Origin of the sequence: Gelidibacter maritimus, assembly GCF_014062315.1 — a bacterium.
Lineage (GTDB): Bacteria > Bacteroidota > Bacteroidia > Flavobacteriales > Flavobacteriaceae > Gelidibacter > Gelidibacter maritimus.
Window position 1 is genome coordinate 214,932 of the sequence record NZ_JACGLT010000007.1, and the last position, 17,993, is coordinate 232,924.

10 protein-coding genes are annotated in these 17,993 nt (G+C 39.4%); all 10 read left to right on the forward strand.

What is annotated here, in order from left to right; translation table 11 throughout:
- Positions 1 to 74: 74 nt before the first annotated feature.
- The 10 genes from H3Z82_RS10920 (at position 75) to H3Z82_RS10965 (ending at position 17,568) form a co-directional block, all read left to right on the forward strand.
- Positions 75 to 1,253 (forward strand): PNGase F N-terminal domain-containing protein, encoded by a 1,179-nt coding sequence (locus tag H3Z82_RS10920; protein ID WP_182205535.1) that lies wholly within the window; start codon positions 75 to 77, stop codon positions 1,251 to 1,253.
- Between the two features lie 239 nt (positions 1,254 to 1,492).
- The gene (locus tag H3Z82_RS10925) at positions 1,493 to 4,849 is read left to right on the forward strand and encodes a glycoside hydrolase family 2 TIM barrel-domain containing protein (protein WP_182205536.1); all 3,357 of its coding nucleotides are present in this window, start codon (positions 1,493 to 1,495) and stop codon (positions 4,847 to 4,849) included.
- A gap of 28 nt (positions 4,850 to 4,877) precedes the next feature.
- The gene (locus H3Z82_RS10930) at positions 4,878 to 5,528 is read left to right on the forward strand and encodes an SGNH/GDSL hydrolase family protein (RefSeq protein WP_182205537.1); all 651 of its coding nucleotides are present in this window, start codon (positions 4,878 to 4,880) and stop codon (positions 5,526 to 5,528) included.
- 35 nt (positions 5,529 to 5,563) lie between these two features.
- Positions 5,564 to 8,677, forward strand: coding sequence for a glycoside hydrolase family 2 TIM barrel-domain containing protein (locus H3Z82_RS10935; protein ID WP_182205538.1), 3,114 nt, complete (start codon positions 5,564 to 5,566; stop codon positions 8,675 to 8,677).
- 88 nt (positions 8,678 to 8,765) lie between these two features.
- Positions 8,766 to 10,019, forward strand: a complete 1,254-nt coding sequence (locus H3Z82_RS10940; protein ID WP_182205539.1) for a glycoside hydrolase family 27 protein — start codon at positions 8,766 to 8,768, stop codon at positions 10,017 to 10,019.
- A 219-nt stretch (positions 10,020 to 10,238) separates the two neighbouring features.
- Complete coding sequence (locus H3Z82_RS10945) at positions 10,239 to 12,701, forward strand: DUF4982 domain-containing protein (protein ID WP_182205540.1); 2,463 nt, start codon at positions 10,239 to 10,241, stop codon at positions 12,699 to 12,701.
- A gap of 28 nt (positions 12,702 to 12,729) precedes the next feature.
- Positions 12,730 to 13,005: a hypothetical protein gene (locus H3Z82_RS10950; RefSeq protein ID WP_182205541.1), complete on the forward strand. Its 276-nt coding sequence runs from the start codon at positions 12,730 to 12,732 to the stop codon at positions 13,003 to 13,005.
- Positions 13,006 to 13,084: 79 nt separating this feature from the next.
- Positions 13,085 to 14,656 carry an arylsulfatase gene (locus tag H3Z82_RS10955; RefSeq protein ID WP_182205542.1) on the forward strand — a complete coding sequence of 524 codons (1,572 nt, stop codon included), beginning with the start codon at positions 13,085 to 13,087 and terminating at the stop codon, positions 14,654 to 14,656.
- Positions 14,657 to 14,896: 240 nt separating this feature from the next.
- Entirely contained in the window at positions 14,897 to 16,501 is a 1,605-nt protein-coding gene (locus H3Z82_RS10960; RefSeq protein ID WP_182205543.1) for a sulfatase family protein, read from the forward strand.
- A gap of 236 nt (positions 16,502 to 16,737) precedes the next feature.
- Entirely contained in the window at positions 16,738 to 17,568 is an 831-nt protein-coding gene (locus H3Z82_RS10965; protein ID WP_182205544.1) for a glycoside hydrolase family 16 protein, read from the forward strand.
- The last annotated feature ends 425 nt before the right edge of the window (positions 17,569 to 17,993 follow it).

The following is a 17,993-nucleotide window of genomic DNA, read 5'->3' on the forward strand; positions in this document are numbered from 1 at the left end:
TCTTGCGAACCCTTGCCAGGTTATTAAAACGTGGAAGGGCTAAGTATAATTTCAAAATATAAAAACAACAGAAAATGAAATTCAGATCTCTATTAATTACATTCCTTTTTGCGACGCTCTTTTCAGCCTACGCCCAAAATCCTTCAACTTACAGGGTCTTTGAAAAGCAGCCTCTCAATTTTACTGGAGAAAAAGGCACAGATACGGATGCCGTCAGATTAATGGATGGACGTTTGGTCTATAAAAAGGTGACTGTTCCTACATTTGCAAATGGAACCGATGTCAAAATCAAATTGACTGTGCGTTCCGCTGGCGATCGTTGGGACAAATCCGGATCCTGTTTTGTGGTCACCGATCCAGAAAAACTATCCATTCTTTCCATTGCTGAAAAGGACGAAAAATTCCCGACCGATTCTTATGTCGATGATAAATACGCTGGATTCGTTACTGGTAAAAACTATAGTCCTGTGGTAGAATTAATGCGATTTATGACCCCATTTGGCGTTGGTTATTATAGCGATAACAAAGTGAAATACAGAAGACCTGTTTATATTCCATCATGGGAAAAACAAGTGGTTTGGGAACATGATATCACCGATTTGGAAAGCTTGGTCACCGGTACATTTTATGTGGGCGTTTGGATTGATACATGGACAGGAGAAGGCTATGATTTTGATATGGAACTCACGTATTCCGATAGAAAACAGAAAAAAGTGTCCGTGTTGCCGATAGTAAATACAATTCCTTATGTGGGCGGACAGCAAATCCCTGATAATTTTGCCCATAATGACCTAGAGCAAACCATTCACTTAAAAAAGGATGCCAAGAACGTAAAACTGCATTATATCACAACCGGGCACGGTGGGCATAGTGGGGGAGACGAATTTATCAAAATTAAGAACAGTGTCTATTTTGATGGAAAATTGGTATTGGATACCATTCCGTGGCGTGATGATTGTGCCTCATTTAGACGTTTTAATCCAACCTCAGGTGTGTGGATTAAGAAAGATTCGGCTTCTTATATAAGTTCGGAAACCAGAAAATACGAAATTAAGGAAATCGAAGAGCGTATTGCATCTTCAGATTTGTCGCGTTCCAATTGGTGTCCAGGGTCTTTTGTGGAACCGATGGTGGTGGATTTAGGCGATTTGAAAGTAGGTGATCACAATATAAAAATTAAAATCCCAGCAACCCCTGTCGACGGTGATAAATTGAATCATTGGCTGGTTTCGGCGTATTTGACTTATGAATAAGGAGTCTCATTATATGATGTTTTAAAAAGTTACGACCTATTAATTTTACGAAACCGATTTCGAAAAATTTAATATGTCATACATAATCCTATTGATGAAATATTGCTTAATTTTAGGGCTTAAAGGAGCAATAATCAGTATCAATTTCGCTTACTAATGCTATCATATATTCAAAAATGTAGCTATTGTGAATCGATATGATTATTGAAAGTTTAATCAAGTATATTATAAAAATTCTCATGACAATTTTAAAGAAATCGACTTCAGCTGTCCTCCAATTGGCGCTTGTTTTTCTTGTGGTTTCCAACGTTAATGCTCAAGAAAAAAATCCAATAACGGATTACGTCCACTATATTATGAACGAAGGCGTAATTAGTGAAAATAAGATGGATGCGCACGCATCATTTACTTCGTTTACTTCGGAAAAGGATGCGTTGAACAATACGCCAAAATACCATCAATTATTGGATGGAATTTGGAAATTTAATTGGGTAAGAAATCCTGCTGATCGGCCAACAAACTTTATGGATCCATCCGTGGATGTATCTTCATGGGATGATATTAAGGTACCGTCCAACTGGGAAGTGGAAGGGTATGGGATTCCTATTTATGTCAACCACCAATATGAATTTGCCGATTATAAAGCACCTGTTGCTGATGATATGGAATTTGTGGACCGCATTTATCCTGCACACCCAGGAAAAGTTCCCAGCGAATACAATCCTGTAGGGACTTATGTTCGCGATTTCAATATCGATAAGGATTGGGATGGCAAGGAAATATTCTTACATATTGGTGCCATGAAATCAGGTGGTTTTGTGTGGCTTAACGGAAAATATATTGGTTATTCTCAAGGCAGTAAATTACCGGCAGAATTCGATATTACAGATGCGGCGAAGCCAGGTAAGAACAAAATTGCCATTCAAATTTTTAGATGGACGGATGGATCCTATTTAGAATGTCAAGATTTCTGGAGAATAAGCGGAATCGAGCGAAGTGTTTATGTTTATGCGCAACCAAAAGTAAGAATCCAGGATTACGAAGTAGTTTCCGTTTTGGATGGTGCTTATAAGGATGGTGTTTTTGAACTTTATGTGGCCATGGAGAATCATCTTTCCAAAACCGCTAACGGTACTGTTTCTTATAAGTTGCTTGATGCTAATGATAAAATAGTGGCCTCGGAGTCAAAACCATTTGCCGCAAAAACATCAAATAATAGTCCTGTCGAATTTTCGGCCACACTTCCCAACGTTAAACAATGGAGTGCAGAACACCCTAACTTATATACCTTACTGATTGAAACAAAAGATAATAAAGGGAAGACGCTTGAGGTGACCACGTCAAGAATTGGTTTTAGATCGGTTGAAATTAAGCAAGGTTTACTTTTGGTCAATGGGCAACGGATTACCTTAAAAGGTGTGAATACCCAAGAAGCGAATCCTGAAACTGGACACGTTGTGGATGAAGAGTTGATGATGAGAGATATTCGTCTATGGAAAGAAAACAATATCAATGCCGTTCGTTTGAGCCACTATCCACAACAAAGACGCTTTTACGAATTGTGTGATGAGTATGGGTTGTATGTGGTTGATGAAGCCAATATAGAATCGCACGGTATGTATTACGGTAAGTATTCATTGGCTAAAAAACCAAGTTGGGAAAATGCACATGTGGATAGAATGGTACGTTTGGTAAAACGTGATAAAAACCATCCGTCGGTTATTATATGGTCTATGGGGAATGAAGCTGGAAACGGAGTCAACTTCTTTGAAGGTTATGACCAAATGAAGAAGAATGACCGGTCCAAACGTCCAGTTCAATATGAGCGTCCTTATAAGGATTATGACGGCAGTATCTGGGACATGGATTCCAATACGGATATTCTCGTGCCACAATATCCAACTCCGGCAACTTTTGAAATGATCGGAAAAACCAAAACAGACCGTCCTTATATCCCGAGTGAATATGCTCATGCAATGGGAAATAGTACTGGTAATTTTAAAGAATATTGGGACATCATCGAATTATATGACAATCTGCAAGGTGGTTTTATTTGGGATTGGGTGGATCAATCTATATGGAAAACCGACGAAAATGGGGAACGCTTTTATGCCTATGGTGGTGATTTTGGTGAAAACATGCCAACAGATAACTCGTTTTTGAATAACGGAATTGTATTCCCGGACCGGACGCCTCAACCTGCCTTGCACGAAGTTAAAAAAGTACATGAGTTCATCAATTTCAAAGAAATGGGCATCAATCGCCATGATGAATTACGGGTATTGCTTGAGAATTTATATGATTTTACCGATTTAGATCAATTTGATTTTACCGCAGAAATAAAAGCAGATGGAAACGTTTTAAAAACCATTCCGTTTGAAACCATTTCGGTTGAAACCCATACTGGGAAATTGATTAGAATCCCTTTAAAAGACGTCGATTACAAAGCGAACACCGAATATTTTGTTGAAATTTCAGCAACGACAAAAGCGCCTTGGGGCATTCTTCCTAAAGGATTTGAAGTCGCTCATGAACAAATTCCGTTGTCTCGAAAATATAAAAAGGAAATTACCCAGATCGGAAATACAGGCACATTGAAAATTAAGGATTCCAAAAATAATCTTGAGGTCTCCAACAAGAACTTAAACTTGGTTTTTGATAAAGAAAAAGGACAAATAACATCCTATGTTTTTGAAGGCAATGAATTATTGAAGGATGGCAATGGTCCAAAACCGAATTTTTGGCGCGCTCCAACCGATAATGATTTTGGTAGCCAGATGCAAGCCAAAAATATCGAATGGAAAAAGGCGTCACTTTTTATGAAAGTAGCAAAGCTGACTTCTAAGTCTAATGATGATGGCAGCGTTACTATTGATGTGACCTACAATTTACCAGGCGTAGAAACCACATTTGAATCGCAGTATCATATTTTTGGAAACGGTGTGGTCAAAATTGATAACACATTAAATGAAACTGATTATTCGGCTGATATTCCACGTGTGGGGATGCGAATGCAACTCCCAAAAAAATACGAGAACATGACCTTTTTCGGTCGTGGCCCATGGGAAAACTATATAGACAGAAAAGCTTCTGCCTTCATTGATCTGTACGAATCGACTGTGAGTGATCAATACGTGCCTTATGTGCGTCCGCAGGAAAACGGATACAAAGTAGATGTGCGCTGGTCGGCGTTCTCTGATGCCGATAACAGCGGTTTATTGGTTGTTGCAGCAAATCAACTTCAAGGCTTGGGCATTGGTGCCCTACACATGCCAAACGAGGATTTTGACACCACGGCTGGTATTGCTTATAGCGGTACGGATGTCTTGGAAGAAGAATTTAGGACTGATGGTATTCCACAAATCAACGCATCCAAACATATCAATGATATTAAAGAACAGGATTTAGTCCAATTAAATGTTGATTTAGGACAACGCGGACTTGCAGGTGATAATAGTTGGGGAGGCAGGCCGATGGAAAAATATCAAATGAAAGGCGATACCAAACATACCTATAGTTTTTATTTAATTCCATTTGAAAATGGCACAAAAGAAGACTTTGTTACTTGGAGTAAACTCTATGGAAATCTGAAGTAATCAAAATTAAAACTGACATAGCATAGGCATGAAAAAACTTCTCATCATATTTTTACTCGCATTTGTAAGTATTGGTTATGCGCAACAGTATTCCGACCATTATTACAAGCGAAAGGAAGTATTTGAGAATACGCTGGATACCGAAAATGAAATTATTTTTTTGGGGAACAGCATTACTGAAGGTGGCGATTGGAAGGTTTTATTTCCCGATATAAATGCCGTGAACAGAGGTATCAGCGGCGATGTTACTGATGGTATTTTATTCCGATTGAATGAAGTAACTTCCTCAAGACCCGATAAGGTTTTTTTGTTGATCGGGACGAACGACTTGGCCAGAGGGAAAAGTATGGAGGATGTGGTAAATAACATCGAGAAAATTATTGAACAGATTAAAGAGCAATCGCCAAATACAAAAATATACCTGCAGAGCATTATGCCTGTAAATCCGGATGTTGGCGACAAGTTTTCTGGTCATAAAAGCAACCATCAAAAAATAATTGACACCAATAAAAGATTAAAAATGCTGGCTAAAGCACAGCGCATAAGCTATATCAATTTGCATAAGCCCATGAGGAATGCTAAGAAATATTTAAAACCGGAATACACTTATGATGGGCTGCATTTAAGCAAGGAAGGCTATCAAAAGTGGAAAAGCATATTGGATAAATACGTCAACTGACGAAAAAAGTAAAATCATTTTTAAATTATATCAAAATGAAAATCTATAAATCAATACTCCTCGGTTTTATGATTTGTTTCGGATTACCATCCGTACAGTCACAAAACCTCGATCCCGTCATCGAAAATCCTGATGTCGTAGGCATTAATAAGTTGGATGCACGCGCCACTTTTTTTCCTTATAATTCGTTAGAATTGGCGAAGGAAGATGATGTCTCAAAAGCCGACAACTATATGTTGTTAAACGGCATATGGCAGTTTAATTACAGTGATACGCCTGAAGTACGTCCAACGGATTTCTATAAAGAAGATTTTGATACCTCAAACTGGAACACGATTAAAGTACCTTCCAATTGGGAAGTAGAAGGCTTTGGAATTCCTATTTATGTGAATGCCACTTATCCGTTTCAAAAAGGCGAATTGAACCCACCAGAAATTCCAGATGGCGATAACCCTGTAGGTTCTTATAAAAGAACCTTTGAACTGCCTAACAATTGGAATGGTAAAGACATTTTTATTCATTTTGGTGCAGTGAAATCGGCGTTTTACATCTGGATCAACGGAAAAAAAGTGGGCTACAGCCAAGGTTCAAAATTGCCGGCAGAATTTAATGTGACCAATTTTGTCAAACCTGGACACAACAGTATCGCTTTAGAAGTGTACCGTTGGAGTGATGGGAGTTATTTGGAATGTCAAGATTTTTGGAGAATTTCAGGTATTGAGCGCGATGTGTATTTATACGCACGACCAAATATCCAAATAGAAGATTATTTTGCAAAAGCCGGACTGGAAAATAACTATACCGATGGCGTTTTTGATCTATCGGTAGATTTGAAAAGTATTGATTCTAAAAAGCAAAAAGGAAGCATAGATGTAGAAATTACGAGAAATAACCAATCGGTGTATAGCGCGACCTCGGCTTATGAACTAAACCCGAATTCCGGCAAAACCTTCAGTTTCATTAAAACCATTCCACAGGTAAAGACCTGGTCTGCTGAAATCCCGAATCTATACCAACTCAATATTGTTGTCAAAGACAAAAAAGGAAATGTCATCGAAGCCATTTCCAGAAAACTCGGTTTTCGTACGACTGAAGTTAAAGGCAGCAATTTTTTGGTCAATGGGAAGCCTATCTTAATCAAGGGTGTCAACCGTCACGAGCATGATCCAAATACCGGACACGTCATTTCACGCGAAGATATGCTTAGAGATATTCAAATCTTTAAGGAATACAACATCAATGCGGTAAGAACGGCACATTATCCAAACGACCCCTATTTTTATGAACTCTGTGATGAATATGGAATTTACGTGGTAGATGAAGCCAATATCGAATCGCACGGGATGGGATATGCCTTGGATAGAACCTTAGCTAACAATCCAGCGTGGTTAGAAGCGCATTTACAGCGTGTAAACCGGATGGTGGAACGCGATAAAAACCACCCATCGATCATCATTTGGTCTATGGGGAACGAAGCAGGAAATGGATACAACTTTTACCAAACGTATTTATCGGCTAAAAAGATCGATGATACACGACCAATACAGCACGAGCGTGCCGTCCATGAATGGAACACAGATTTGTATGTGCCAATGTATGAAACACCCGCCGATGCAGAAGCCTATGCAAAGAATGATAGAAGAACCAAGCCTTACATTCAATGTGAGTATGCGCATGCTATGGGCAATAGTATGGGCGGATTTAAGGAATACTGGGATTTATATGAAAAATACGATAAATTACAAGGTGGATTTATATGGGATTTTGTAGATCAAGGTCTTAAGATAGAAAAGAATGGTCGTGAAATCTTTGCCTACGGTGGCGATTTTGGGCCGGAAGGTACACCAAGTGACAATAACTTCTTGAATAACGGATTGGTGCAACCAGACCGAAGACCAAATCCGCATATTCACGAAGTTGCACACATTCAACAAGAAATTAAGTTCTATGAAAATGACTTGGCCAAAGGCGTAATCGATCTTAAAAACTGGTACTTTTTCAGAGATTTATCAAACTATAAATTGAATTGGGAAATAATTGCCAATGGTGAGGTTGTAGAATCAGGAACTTTGGAAACCATCGATGTTGCACCACAGGAGAAAAATGCAATCAAAATTCCGTTTAATACCCAACTTAAAACAGGTGTTGAATATTTCCTAAATGTGTCTGCATCATTAAAGTCAGACGAACCTTTATTAAATGCAGGTTATGTTGTCGCTTATGAGCAATTTAAGCTTCAGGAAGGAAAGGTTCAAGTTCCCGAAGCTACGACTGCTTCGGTAAGTTCAAAGACACAGGGCGACGTCATAACGGTTACAGGCGACAATTTCTCGATTGCTTTTGATCAAAAAGTAGGTACGATCACCGACTTTAATTACAACAATAAAAATTTATTGGAAAAAGGTCCGCAAGTCAACTTTTGGCGTGCGCCAACCGATAATGATTATGGAGCTGGAACACAAAAAAGATATAAAGCTTGGAAACATGCAGGTACAAGTGGCGAGGTTACTACGTCAGTAAAACAGCTTTCAAAAACTGAAATTGAAATTACATTTACAAGAGACTTGTTTGGCGGCGATGCCAAACTTATTGAAACCTTCGTGGTAAATGGGGACGGTGCGGTAAAAGTATCCAACCAATTGAAAGCGTTAAAAGGAGAGCATTCAAATTTCTATAAATTTGGCAACACATTAGAACTGCCAGAAACCTATAAGAATATTACTTATTACGGCAAAGGACCTTTTGAAGCCTACACCGATAGACAGCATGCTGCAAAAGTAGGGCTGTACCAACAAACCATTGAGGAGCAGTACTTCCCATACATCCGACCACAGGAAACTGGTAATAAATTGGACGTTCGTTGGGCTGAACTCACAATGGAAGATGGATCGGGAATTAAATTTGTGAGTGAAGAACCTTTTTCGGTGTCCGCGCTTAATTATAGAGAAGACGATTTACACAGTGGCGACGAAAGAAAACAAGAGCATGCGGGAGAAATTGATCCGCGCAAAGAAGTGTTTGTCAATATTGATGGTTTCCAACAGGGACTGGGGAGTATCAATAGTTGGGGAAGATTGCCTTTACCAGAATACATGCTGCCATATAAGGACTATTCTTACTCCTATTGGATAGTACCTATTGAGAAATAGTTAATTAAAATAAGTTTATAAAAAAATGCCATATCGACTTTAATGCAACACGCAGAAAGTCGATATTGGTTTTTTAAAATATATTGAAATGATCAGATGTTGTCTCTTTTTTGTGGTTATGATGCTTGTATCTTGTAAAAACCAAGAGCAAGATCCAAGACCGTTTGATTTAAATGAAAATAGTTCACCTGCCCTATTGAACCCGCAAACTCCGATTATGGGCTGGTCCAGTTGGAATAATTTTCACGTCGATATTAACGAAGAAGTGATCAAAGCACAAGCAGATTTTATGGTGTCTTCGGGGATGGCGCAGGCTGGGTACACCTATGTCAATGTGGACGATGGTTTTTTTGCCGGTCGTGATGAACATGGTGACTTGCTCGTCCATCCTGTTCGGTTTCCAAATGGGATGAAAGTGATATCAGATTACATCCATTCCAAAGGTTTAAAAGCTGGAATCTATTCTGACGCCGGCATCAATACCTGTGCGTCGCATTGGGACAATGACACTATTGGTGTTGGCTCTGGACTGATGGGGCACGATCGTAAAGATTTGAAACTGATGCTCAACGATTGGAATTATGATTTCATTAAAGTCGATTGGTGCGGTGGCGATTGGCTTGGGCTTGATGAAGAAACCCGCTACACACAAATCGCCAATATCATCAAAGAGATCAAACCCAATACGGTTTTTAATATCTGCCGTTGGGAATTTCCAGGCGAGTGGGCACTGCAAATTGCGGATTCGTGGCGGATTTCAGGTGATATTTCCAACGAATTTAGTTCGATTCTAAACATCATCGATTTGAATGCCGATTTGTGGAAATACTCGTCTCCCGGCCATGTCAATGATATGGACATGTTACAAGTGGGGAGAGGAATGACTTATGAAGAAGATAAAACACATTTTACCATGTGGTGTATGATGAATTCGCCACTTTTAGCAGGAAATGATTTGCGATATATGACCGATGAAACCATATCCATATTGACCAATGAAGAGATTATTGCGCTCAATCAAGATCCATTGGTCTATCAGGCGCGCCGACTGGTTGATCGTGGCGATTTGGAAGTTTGGGCAAAACCGTTAATCTCGACGATGAGCGGAAAAGTGGCGGTCACTTTGTTGAACAGATCAAATAGAACGGCAATGATTTCTTTTGATTTAGAAACTGTAGGTTTGGACCCTTCAGAAGGTTATAGTTATCGCGATTTATGGGCAAAGAAGGACTTTGAGACGAGTACAGATAAGGCTTTAGGTTTTCAAGTGCCTTCACACGGCGTTGTAGTTTTGACTCTTGATGGTACGTCAAAACCATTCAATGTGTTTCAGAATAAATAAGAATTAATATTATGGTGCGTTGGGATGTCGCTCCTGCCTGCCGGCAGGCAGGCAGGCAGGAGCTCAGAAATCCCATAGGGATGACATCTTTGTAGCCAATGAAAATTAGTAAAAATAAGCCTCGTAGAGGCGACATCTTAAATACCGGTGTATCGATCATCTATAAATGATGATTTAAGGTGTCGTCTAAATGATATATAAATATATTTTAAGTCCAAAATGAAGATTGCTGATGTTTTTATAAGAAAAAAGAACACCCTGCTTGTCGCTTTGTGTATGGCATTGACCGTATCTGTATGTGCTCAAGAAAAAACCAGAGAAGTGTTGACCTTAGAAAAAAACTGGCGTTTTCATAAAGGCGATGTTGAGAATGCTTATTTAGAGGCTTTTAACGATTCGAAATGGGAAAACGTTATTGTGCCACATGATTGGGCCATCAAAGGTCCGTTCAACAAAGAAATAGACAAGCAAACCGTCGCCATTGTCCAAAACAACGAGCAGGTGGCCACTGAAAAAACTGGCCGCACTGGTGCCTTGCCTTATATTGGGGTGGGGTGGTACCGTACCAAGTTTTCTGTTCCAGATTTTTCCGAAGATAAAAAAGTCATTCTCTTATTTGAAGGGGCTATGAGCGAACCCGAAATTTTTCTTAACGGAAAAAAAGTGGGCAGCTGGAATTACGGATATAGCTATTTTTATTTTGATGTTACTGAATATATTAGAGCAAATCAAGATAATATCTTAGCGGTCAGATTGTCCAATCGTGAAAAATCATCACGTTGGTATCCTGGCGCGGGTTTATATCGCAACGTCCGAGTGATTGTCAAAAACAAGAACAGCATTGATCAGTGGGGCACATTTATTACCACGCCATTAATCACTGCTACGGTAGCAAAAGTGAATGTCAAGACTAAAGTTTCTGGAGAAAACTTAAAATTAATTACCCAAATTAAAGATGCTGAGGGCAACCTCGTTTCACAGGATACCACTAATGCTATTTATGGCAACGAATTTGAACAAAACATTGCGGTAAACAATCCTATATTATGGGGTCCGGACCATCCGTATCTTTACTCAGCCACGTCGCAACTATATTCTGATGATGTTCTAAAGGATGCAACCATGACCCGTTTTGGGATTCGGAAAATAAATTACGAAGCTAAGAAAGGATTTAGCCTGAATGATTCTATCATCAAATTTAAGGGCGTTTGTCTGCACCACGATTTGGGACCTATCGGCACAGCCATTAATACCGCAGCATTACGCCGACAATTGACCATTTTAAAAGACCTGGGTGCCAATGCCATTCGTAGTTCCCATAACATGCCCTCATTGGAACAATTGGAACTGTGTGACGAAATGGGCTTTTTGTTTTTAGCAGAAAGTTTTGACGAATGGGCAAAACCCAAAGTAGAAAATGGCTATCATTTGTATTTTGATACGGATGCTGAAAAAGATGTGGTCAATTTGGTGCATGCCACCAGAAATCACCCCAGTATTGTCATGTGGAGTTCCGGAAATGAAGTGCCTGACCAATGGGGAAGCGAAGGCGCCAAACGCGCCAAATGGTTGCAGGACATTTTCCATCGTGAAGACCCAACCCGACCGGTCACTGTGGGTATGGATCAGGTTAAGGCCACAATAGCGTCAGGATTTGGAGCCGTTTTGGATATTCCAGGGTTGAATTACCGTGTGCACTTATATGAAGAAGCGTATGAAGCCTTTCCGCAGGGTATGATTTTAGGTTCAGAAACCGCATCTACTGTGAGTTCCCGTGGCATCTATAAATTCCCAGTGGTAGAAGCAAAAATGAAACAATATCCTGATTTGCAATCCTCCTCCTATGATTTGGAAGCCTGTAGTTGGTCTAACATTCCGGATGAAGATTTTGTGTTGCAGGATGATAAACCATGGGTGATTGGCGAGTTTGTATGGACCGGTTTTGATTATTTAGGCGAACCCACACCGTATGATGATAAATGGCCATCGAGAAGCTCTTACTTTGGAATCAGTGATTTGGCTGGCTTGCCTAAGGACCGATTCTATTTGTATCGAAGCCGTTGGAATATCAACGATGACACCTTGCACATGCTCCCACATTGGAACTGGGAAGGCCGAGAGGGCGAAGTAACACCTGTATTTGTCTATACCAGTTATAATAGTGCCGAATTGTTCGTGAATGGAAAAAGCATGGGCATTCAAACTAAAAATAAGAGTACACCAACCCAACGGTATCGTTTAATGTGGATGGACGTCAAATATGAGCCAGGCACTATAAAAGTCGTGGCCTACGATGCTAATGGAAACGCTGTGGCAGAAAAAGAAACACATACGGCAGGCAAGCCCTATCAACTTGTTTTGGAAGCTGATAGAACTGAGCTTAAAGCAGACGGTAAGGATTTGGCATTTGTTACGGTATCTGTAGTTGATAAAAACGGAATTCCATGTCCTACCGCTACCAATCAATTAAATTTCGACGTCAAGGGCACTGGATCGTACAGAGCGGCCGCTAATGGCGATGCAACCTCATTGGAGATGTTCCACTTGCCCACTATGAAATTATTTAGTGGTAAATTAGTGGTTCTTGTACAATCGGCTGAAGATGCAGGTGAGATTGTATTAACAGTTTCAGGAAAGGGATTGAAAACAGGAAAAATAAACATTGCAACGAATCATTTTTAATATTTAATCTATTGCAAAATGAACGAAAATGAAGCAGCTAATCACAGATAGAAATCTTATCATCATAAATTCTGTAATAATTCTTTATTTTTTTGGTATTTATATACTTTATAAATATCAAGTAGATATTGTAATCATTGGTGTTTTTCAAGAAATGCTCTCAATTCCTTTTATGCTGGCTCAAATAATATTTATAATTATTGGAATACACCATCTTGTAAAACATAAAATAAAAATCCTGACTTTAATTAGTGTTATTGCTTTAGCGATTTGCTTAACCATTACAGTAGGCAGCTTTTTTTAAAACAATAAACTCCATAACTCACAATTGAGATTAAATGCTTCTATTAAGAATCGATTATATCAAAATAAACAGATAAAAAATGAAACTATTAAGAATCTTTATTTTTTTAAGCTGCATGGTTTTCATGTGGGGATGTAAAAACGGGAAAGTAGCCAACCAAGAACATGTGGCGATATCTCAGAAACCAAACATCATTTATATACTTGCGGACGATTTGGGTTACGGCGATTTGGGCGTATACGGACAGACTAAAATTGAAACGCCAAACATTGATGCCTTAGCCAAAGAAGGGATGCTATTTACCCAGCATTATTCAGCCTCGCCGGTATGTGCACCTGCTCGAGCATCACTACTGACCGGTTTGCACGGCGGCCATGCGAGTATCCGTGGTAATGATGAATGGACAGAGCGTGGGAACGTCTGGAACTATCGTGCCATGATTGCCGATTCCACTTTGGAAGGTCAACGCCCAATGCCAAAAAATACGGTTACTATTGCTGATTTATTAAAATCGGCCAATTATAAGACAGGAATTGTTGGAAAGTGGGGATTGGGTGCACCGCAGACTGAATCCATTCCTACCGAAATGGGTTTCGATTATTTCTTTGGATACAATTGTCAAAGATTAGCGCATACCTACACTCCCGTGCATTTGTACGAAAATGAAATCCGCTACCACCTTAAAAATGATACCGTAGCGCCTCATGAAGGTTTAGCCAAGGATAGCGATGAATTTTCATTGATGGCCTATGCGAAATACCAACAACCCGATTATAGTCCTGAATTGATTTTTGAAAAGATGATGGCTTTTATTGATAAGAATAAAAAGCAGCCGTTTTTTATGTACTGGGCCAGCCCTATTCCACATGTGCCGTTGCAAGCCCCACAAAAATGGGTGGATTATTACGTTGATAAGTTCGGTGATGAAGATCCGTATTATTTCAAGAAAGAGCGCGGAAGTTACTTTCCAACACGGTATCCGCATGCGTCCTATGCGGCTATGATTTCTTACTTGGACGAAAATGTTGGGAAATTGGTGAGCTACTTAAAGGACGAAGGCTTATATGATAACACCTTAATTATTTTTACATCAGATAATGGTCCGGCAAATGATGGCGGTGCAGATCCGGTATGGTTCAACAGTGGAGGGGAATTGCAAGAACAGGTTGGAAGGGGGAAAGGCTATACTTACGAAGGCGGCATCCGGGTACCGATGATAGCCACTTGGCCAGCAAGAATCAAGGCAGGAACGACCAGCGATCATATGTCTGCGTTTTATGATATGATGCCTACTTTTAATGAAATTGCCCATGTCCAAACCGATACGCCGACCGATGGAATTAGTTTTTATAACACCTTGACAAATACCGATAAACAAAAGGAACACGAGTACCTCTATTGGGAATTCGCCGGTTATAATGGACAGGTCGCCGTAAGAATGGGCAAATGGAAAATGATTTGGAAAAACATAAAAGGCGGCAATAAGGAAGTCGAGTTGTACGATTTGGAAACTGATATCCGAGAGGAGCACAATATCATGGACCAACATCCCGAAATGCTGGAGAAATTTTATGAGATTGTGAAGAAAGAGCATAAGACTCCCGAAAATGAATCCTTTAGGATTGATGGGGTGGAAGCACTTTTTAAGTAGTAAGTGGGGATTAACGATTGGAAATTGAGGATTTTTGATCGGTATTAAAAGATGTGACACAGAGTTCCACAGAGTTCCACAGAGTTTCCACAGAGCGAATAGGCTGTTGAAACGATGTTGGAATAGTTACCTCGAATTGGTCAAAACTTAAGAATGAAATATATTAGAACTGCAGATATGGTCGATGATACTTTGCAGATTTTAAAAACCGAAAAGCATTAAATTAAAAATAAATTTTACATGAAATATTTTAAACACTTATTCATTGCTATTGGTGGCCTGCTCATAGTAAGCTGTAAGCAAATTAATACTTCTGCAAAAACAGAAGATACGTCAAATGAAAAACCTAATATCATTTTCATCATGTCCGATGATCATGCTTATCAAGCCATCAGTGCTTATGACAAAACGTTAATCAATACGCCAAATATAGATCGGATTGCTGACGAAGGCATGCTTTTTACGAATGCGACGGTCACCAATTCCATTTGTGCGCCATCACGAGCGGTGATACTTACTGGTAAACACAGCCATATCAACGGGAAAATAGACAACTTGAGTAAGTTTGATACCGCCAATGTTACGTTTCCGCAAATTCTTCAGAAAGCAGGTTATCAAACCGCCATGTTTGGAAAATTGCACTTTGGCAACAACCCAAAAGGATTTGATGAATTCAAGATTTTACCTGGTCAGGGCGATTATTACAATCCGCGATTTATTACTCAAAAAGGAGATACGATCATTGAGGGGTACGTTACGGACATCACAACTGATCTGACTTTGGATTGGATGAAAAATCGCCGAGATCCAAACAAGCCCTTTATGTTGATGTACTTGCACAAAGCGCCACATCGCGCCTGGTTGCCAAGTGAAAAGTATTATAAGGAATATACTCAAAAGACCTTTCCATTACCAGAAACCTTATTTGATGATTATAAGACCAGAGGTACTGCAGCCAAAACTGCCGAAATGGGAATTTTGAAACACATGTCGCTTATTAATGATACCAAATTAACACCACAAACCGTCAAAGAATTGGGTATTCAGGAATGGAGTCGTCTGGGTGAAAGTTTAGGCACGATGAATGAAGAGCAGCGCGCCAGTTGGGATGCGGTTTACGGACCAATTAATGAAGATTTCAAAAAACGATATCCTACCATGAACGATTCCACGCTTACCGTTTGGAAATACCAGCGTTACTTGCAGGATTATTTAGGAACCATTGCATCGGTTGATGATAATGTAGGTCGCGTACTGGACTATTTGGATGATGAAAATCTTGCCAATAATACCATCGTGGTTTACACCTCAGATCAGGGTTTTTATTTGGGCGAACACGGCTGGTTCGACAAGCGTTTTATGTACAACGAATCGTTTAAAACCCCGTTATTAATCAAATGGCCAAATAAAATAAAGCCAGGTATCACAGAAGATGAAATGGTGCAGAATCTGGATTTTGCCCAAACCTTTTTGGAAGTCGCCGGCGTCACGGCACCAAATGACATGCAAGGCGAGAGTTTGGTCCCACTTTTAGAAGGCAAGAAGGCGCTTTGGGATAGAGATGCTGTGTATTACCATTATTATGAATATCCCGCCGAGCACGCTGTAAAAAGGCATTATGGTATCGCTACCAAGGATTATAAGATTATCCATTTTTATTACGATGTGGACGAATGGGAATTGTATGACCGCAAAAAAGATCCAAAAGAAGTCAATAATGTGATTGATGACCCTGAATATGCCACGGTGGTTGCTGAAATGAAACAGAAACTTAAGGAAACGCGCATAAAGTATAAAGATTCAGAAGCGCTGGATAAAAAGTATATAGAGAGTTATAATAAGTAATGGGTGGAGGTGGAATTAATCGATGTTTTTAGAGTTCAGAGTTTAGAGTTCAGGGTTCAGAGTTCCGCCTACGCAAAAGCTGCCGGCAAGTGGTTGGGCAAGCGGACAGTCAGATGTTAGAATGTTTTATTGTTTCTTAACCGATAACCGATAACCGATAACCGATAACCGATAACCCATAGCCTTAGAAATTGAATTAAATATGTTTTATAAACTTTAAAGGAAAAAACCATTAGATGATTAAGATGAGTTCATTGATGTATCGTTTGCCATTCGTTCTGATAATTTGTAGTATGCTCAGCTCATGTGCTGTCAATAAAAGCCCAAATGAAAACGGATCCGTTAAATATAAGTTGGTGTTTGAAGACCAATTTAACGGCACAGCATACAACACAGAATTTTGGACGAGTTTTCCGCCAGAACAAGGAAGATCACCATGGAATCGTTACGTTGTTGATGATGCTGATTTGGCAGAAGTCAAAAAGGGTAATCTGCATCTTCGCGCACGTTGGAACGAGGAGACTGACCTCCCCGAAACCGGAGCGATACAGACCAAGGATAAATTCAGTTTCAAATATGGAAAAATTGAAGTCAGAGCAAAATTCAATAGCGCTGGTCAAGGTGGATGGCCAGCGATATGGTTAATGCCTCAAACCGGTATATATTCGGGCTGGCCCAATGGCGGCGAAATAGATATTATGGAACATCTTAACAACGATAGTTTTGTCCATCAGGTCATCCATCAATCAGATGGGAATGCCAAACATATTTCGACAGGCAAAACACCTGCCATATTAAAATCAGAGTATAACACTTATGGAATTGTGAAATCACCAAATCGTATAGAGTTTTATGTGAATAACGAATTGACCATGGTGCATGAGCCTACAGGCGACTTTGAGAAGCGATGGCCATTCGAAACCGATTATTATATCATCTTAAATCATGCCTGTGCTGATAAAGGCCAATCTGGCGTTAATTTTTGGCCTGGACTGGTGGCTTCTACTGAGAATTTCCCTCTTGAAATGGCTATTGATTATGTAAAGGTCTGGGAGTTTAAAGATTAAAATGTCTTAGAAAAGGGTACTACTAAGCATTCTCTGTTTTAAAGAATAAGTGCTATTAAGCTGTTTGTTCTTCAATCGATAACAGAAATATAATTGATTTGCTTTAAGTATGGTCTTTATCAAAGATGAATTTTACTTCAAAAGCGTCGTTGTCCCTATAAGATGCGATAAAGTTATTGTCGACTTTTAATGGTAGCAGTTTAGTAAAACTGTCTAATGCCATGCCTATATGTATACTATAATTAAGTTCTAAATTTTTTGAATTCGCGCGTTATTAGATAAAAATATTAATAGCCGACTAAAAAATTACCCTACGTTATACCGAAGTTTGGAATAGTGGATTGAGGGTGCTCATATAAAAAAACAGAAGGCAAAGTATTAATATTTACTTTGCCTTCTGTTTTATATGAAATACAATGTGATTT